The following is a 3,796-nucleotide window of genomic DNA, read 5'->3' on the forward strand; positions in this document are numbered from 1 at the left end:
CTGCATCATGGATTCGATGGCGATCCAGGACGTGCTGCGCGCCAGCGAGATCGATTTCGTTTTTCTGAAGGGTCCGTTCCAGCAGCAACTTCTCTACGACGACCATTTTATGAAGCCCTCGGGCGATGTCGACATCCTGGTTTCGCCGCTCGGATTTTTCAGGGCGCGTGATGCGCTTCGCAAGATCGGCTATGAGGTATCAGGCAAGTCGAGCTCCGTCTGGTGGGTCCGCTTCCTCGGCGAACAGCACATGACCCGGGACGACGGGCCGAGGTCGTCCACCGTCGATCTCCACTACCGCCTCCAGCAGCCCGGCTCGCCAAGCCCGCGCGACGCGGACGGGTTCCTGCGGCGCAAGCGACAGGTCGAAATCGCCGGTGCGACGGTGCCGTTCACCTCGGTGGCCGATACATTGCTTTTGTCCTGCATCAGCGTCGCCAAGGCACTTTTCAACCGGGAACCCTGCGCCGGATACGTCTGTGATATCGGCGCCAGCGCCGGCCGCCTCGACGAGGCGGATCAGCAGCGTTTGCTCGATGCCGCTACCGCGCAAGGTCTGGACGACACGCTGCTGCTTGGCCTGCGCGCCGCCGACGTGCTACTCGGCGGTGCCGGCACGCTGCTGTCGCAGCGCGCGACCAGGATCCTGCCGCGCATCGGCAATGAGGATCTGCTCAGCATGGTCATCGCGCCGTGGCTGCCGTCGCTGCGGTGGCCGCAGCGGCGAACGGTGCTTTGGGAACTGTGCGGCCGCGCGCCGGTCCGCTATCTGGCCGAAGCAGGCTGGGCGGCGTCCGCCGATATCAGCCGCCGCATCTTCGAGCGGCCGGCGAGTCGCTGAGGGTAAATTGGATGCTGATGGCAATTCTGTAGTGCATCGAACGAGTACGGGGCGAGGGCAAATCGATATTACCTGTACGAGAGGCAAATCCATGTCGATGACGAAATCCGAGGTCTGCGTGATCATCGCGGCAAAAAACGCCGCAGCGACAATCGCCGTCGCCATCGCATCCGCATTGCGCGAACCGGAAGTGGCGGAGGTCGTGGTCGTCGACGATGCCTCCACCGACGACACCGCCGGTGTCGCACGATCCGCCGATGATGGCAGCGGGCGGCTCTCCGTGATGCGCCTCGATGTCAATCGCGGCCCCTCCTTTGCCCGCAACGCAGCCATCGCCGGCTCGAAATCGCCGTTCATCAGCATTCTCGATGCCGACGATTTCTTCCTCGAAGGCCGGTTTCGCAACCTGTTTGCCGGCGCCGATTGGGATTTCGCCGCCGACAACATCATGCTGATCAGGGATGATGCGACAGGCGACGCGACGAAAATCGTCGCGCCGCAATTTGCCGCCGATCCGGAATTCCTCGATTTCGAGCGTTTCGTCGAAGGCAACATCTCCAGGCGCCGCGTGCAGAGGGGCGAACTGGGCTTTTTGAAGCCGGTGATCAGCCGTGCCTTCCTCGACCGCCATGGGTTGAGCTACGACGAGAGCCTGCGGCTGGGCGAGGACTATGAACTCTACGCCCGCGCGGTCGCATGCGGGGCGCGGTTCAAGGTCATTCGCTCCTGCGGCTACGGCGCCATCGTCCGCGCCGATTCCCTGAGCGGCCGCCACAAGACCCAGGACTTGAAGCGTTTGGCCGATGCGGATCTGGCGCTGCTGGCGATCGACAGCCTGCCGGAAGGCTCGAAGGCGGTGCTGCGGCGGCATGAACGGCACGTGCGCGACAAATATCGGCTGCGTAATTTCCTTGACGTCAAGGCCGAGCGGGGGCTGGGCTCGGCTGCGGCTTACGCCTTCGCCAGCCTGTCCAACCTCGTCCCCATCGTCCAGGGCGTGGCTTCCGACAAGCTCGAGGCGCTGTTTCGTCGTGTCGGCCTTGTGTCCAGCCAAAAGCCTGTGCCGCCGCTGCGCTTTCTGATGGCCGGAACCAGCACGGGCAAGGAACGCTGAGAGCGGTCCCGATGCAGCGATTTGTCCACTCGCGGCATGTCATCACGCAAACCATTTCGGTCGGATTTATGAGTTTACGAATTGGGTGGTTGCCTCGCGGCTCCGACGATGGCAGTCTATGTTGCGGTGCAGCATAGTGGACGACCAGCCGAACTTGGCCCCCGATCGGATTGGTCTGATGTCTCTCCCTCAAAAGGAGCACGACAACGCAACACGAGTTTTTGAGCCCCGGCTGCGGGGAGCGGCCAGAAGCCCGGCCCACAAGCCGGCGATGACGGGAACCTGAGTTCATGGCCTCGATATTCGGTTTCAGATCAAGGGATCCGGCCCGCGACCGTCAGGCCGATGTTTCACGTCTTGATCGTCTGGCAAAGCTGTTCGAGCAGATTGCGGCCGAGATCGAGGCCGAGAGAACCGGGCTTGAGAATCGCTACCGGACGACGTCGACCAACGCCGCCTTTCTGGTCGAAGCGATGGAAAACGGCTCTGCTTCCGACAAGCGGTCTTCGGAAGTCAGCGCACTGACACAGTCGATCCTGAATTGCGAGCGCCGCATCGCGGCGCTGTCGCGCCAGGACGGCATGATGAAAGAGCTCCGTCATTCGCTGGATACGGTCTTTGACGAGGATGCCTCCTCGGCCGCCGCGGCGGAATTCGCCTGGCCGGCAGGCGCCGGCAGAGGTTGAACGTGAAGGCTCGGAACTGTTGCAACAGATTTGATGCAAGGCGGGAAGCAGAAGCAATCGAGAGGGTCACAAGGAAGGTCAAGGTTGGCCCGTGCAGGAGCGGTTCGAACGTCGACTTTGGGTTGGGGACACACAGCGCAAAGGTGAGTTTGGTATGAATTGGAATCCGAAACCTACGACGGCAATTGACGCACCGCCTCTCGCATATCGGACCGGACAAGCCGCCCGGCGGCTGGGGTCGCTCGGTGCGTTGCTGCTGGCTGCTCTTGGCGGTTTCCTGGCAACCCCTTCCCATGCCCAGGACATTCCGACATCGCCGTCCTTTGTCGATGATTTCAAAAGCTTCGACCGCACGCGCTGGTATGTTTCCGACGGCTGGAACAACGGCAGCCATCAGAATTGCACCTGGTCGAAAAATATGGTCGAACTGTCGAATGGTGTGCTGTCGCTCGGCTTCGAAAAGCAGACGCTGAAGGATCGCGACTACGTCTGCGGCGAGATCCAGACCAAGCAGCGCTTCGGCTATGGCACCTATGAGGCACGGCTGAAGACCGATACCGGCTCCGGCCTCAACGCCGCGTTCTTCACCTATATCGGTCCAAGCGACAAGCAGCCCTGGGACGAGATCGACTTCGAGGTCCTGACCAAGGACACCTCCAAGGTGCAGGTCAACGCCTATATCGCGGGCAAGGGCAAGAACGAGAAACTGGTCGACGTACCGGGCGGCACGGAGAAGGCCTTCAACGACTACGCCTTCGTCTGGCAGAAGGACAGCTTGCGATGGTACGTCAACGGCCAACTGGTGAACACGATTACCGACCCGGCGAAGCTGCCCAGCCATGCACAGAAGATATTCTTCAGCTTTTGGGGCAGCGATACGATGAAGGGCTGGATGGGAGCGTTCGCGGATCCGGGCCGCAAGCTTTCCCTGCAGGTCGAGCGGGTCGCCTTCACGGCGCTCGGCGAACCCTGTCAATTTCCGGAATCGCTGGCATGCAGTGTAAAGTAGTTGGGAAAGTCGATTTGAACCGGCGGGGCCGAAAACGGTCCGCTGCCTTGCATGGGAATGAAACCGAATGAATTTGACGGTGTTTGGAATTGGCTATGTCGGCCTCGTGCAGGCGGCGGTGCTTGCCGAAGTCGGGCACCAGGTGG

At 61.7% G+C, this 3,796-nt stretch carries 5 protein-coding genes; all 5 read left to right on the forward strand.

Annotated elements, in window-relative coordinates; all coding sequences use genetic code 11:
• Positions 1-841: nucleotidyltransferase family protein (locus ENZ74_RS25075; RefSeq protein ID WP_127313057.1), on the forward strand; the 841-nt coding region annotated here is incomplete at its 5' end.
• 91 nt (positions 842-932) lie between these two features.
• Complete coding sequence (locus tag ENZ74_RS25080; RefSeq protein ID WP_013528112.1) at positions 933-1,955, forward strand: glycosyltransferase; 1,023 nt, start codon at positions 933-935, stop codon at positions 1,953-1,955.
• A 290-nt stretch (positions 1,956-2,245) separates the two neighbouring features.
• Positions 2,246-2,641, forward strand: coding sequence for a hypothetical protein (locus tag ENZ74_RS25085; RefSeq protein ID WP_024501833.1), 396 nt, complete (start codon positions 2,246-2,248; stop codon positions 2,639-2,641).
• Between the two features lie 154 nt (positions 2,642-2,795).
• Positions 2,796-3,650 (forward strand): family 16 glycosylhydrolase, encoded by an 855-nt coding sequence (locus ENZ74_RS25090; protein WP_024501832.1) that lies wholly within the window; start codon positions 2,796-2,798, stop codon positions 3,648-3,650.
• 67 nt (positions 3,651-3,717) lie between these two features.
• Positions 3,718-3,796 (forward strand): hypothetical protein (locus ENZ74_RS25095; protein WP_164761191.1); only part of this gene is annotated, 79 nt, incomplete at its 3' end.

It is taken from the genome of Mesorhizobium sp. M7A.F.Ca.CA.002.15.2.1, from assembly GCF_003998715.1.
GTDB classification, from domain to species: Bacteria; Pseudomonadota; Alphaproteobacteria; order Rhizobiales; family Rhizobiaceae; genus Mesorhizobium; species Mesorhizobium ciceri.

What these genes read in the sequence shown, in the direction of transcription:
- ENZ74_RS25085 (WP_024501833.1), top strand. Translation starts at nt 2,246, where the DNA reads ATGGCCTCGATATTCGGTTTCAGATCAAGGGATCCGGCCCGCGACCGT.
- ENZ74_RS25080 (WP_013528112.1), top strand. Translation starts at nt 933, where the DNA reads ATGTCGATGACGAAATCCGAGGTCTGCGTGATCATCGCGGCAAAAAAC.
- ENZ74_RS25090 (WP_024501832.1), top strand. Translation starts at nt 2,796, where the DNA reads ATGAATTGGAATCCGAAACCTACGACGGCAATTGACGCACCGCCTCTC.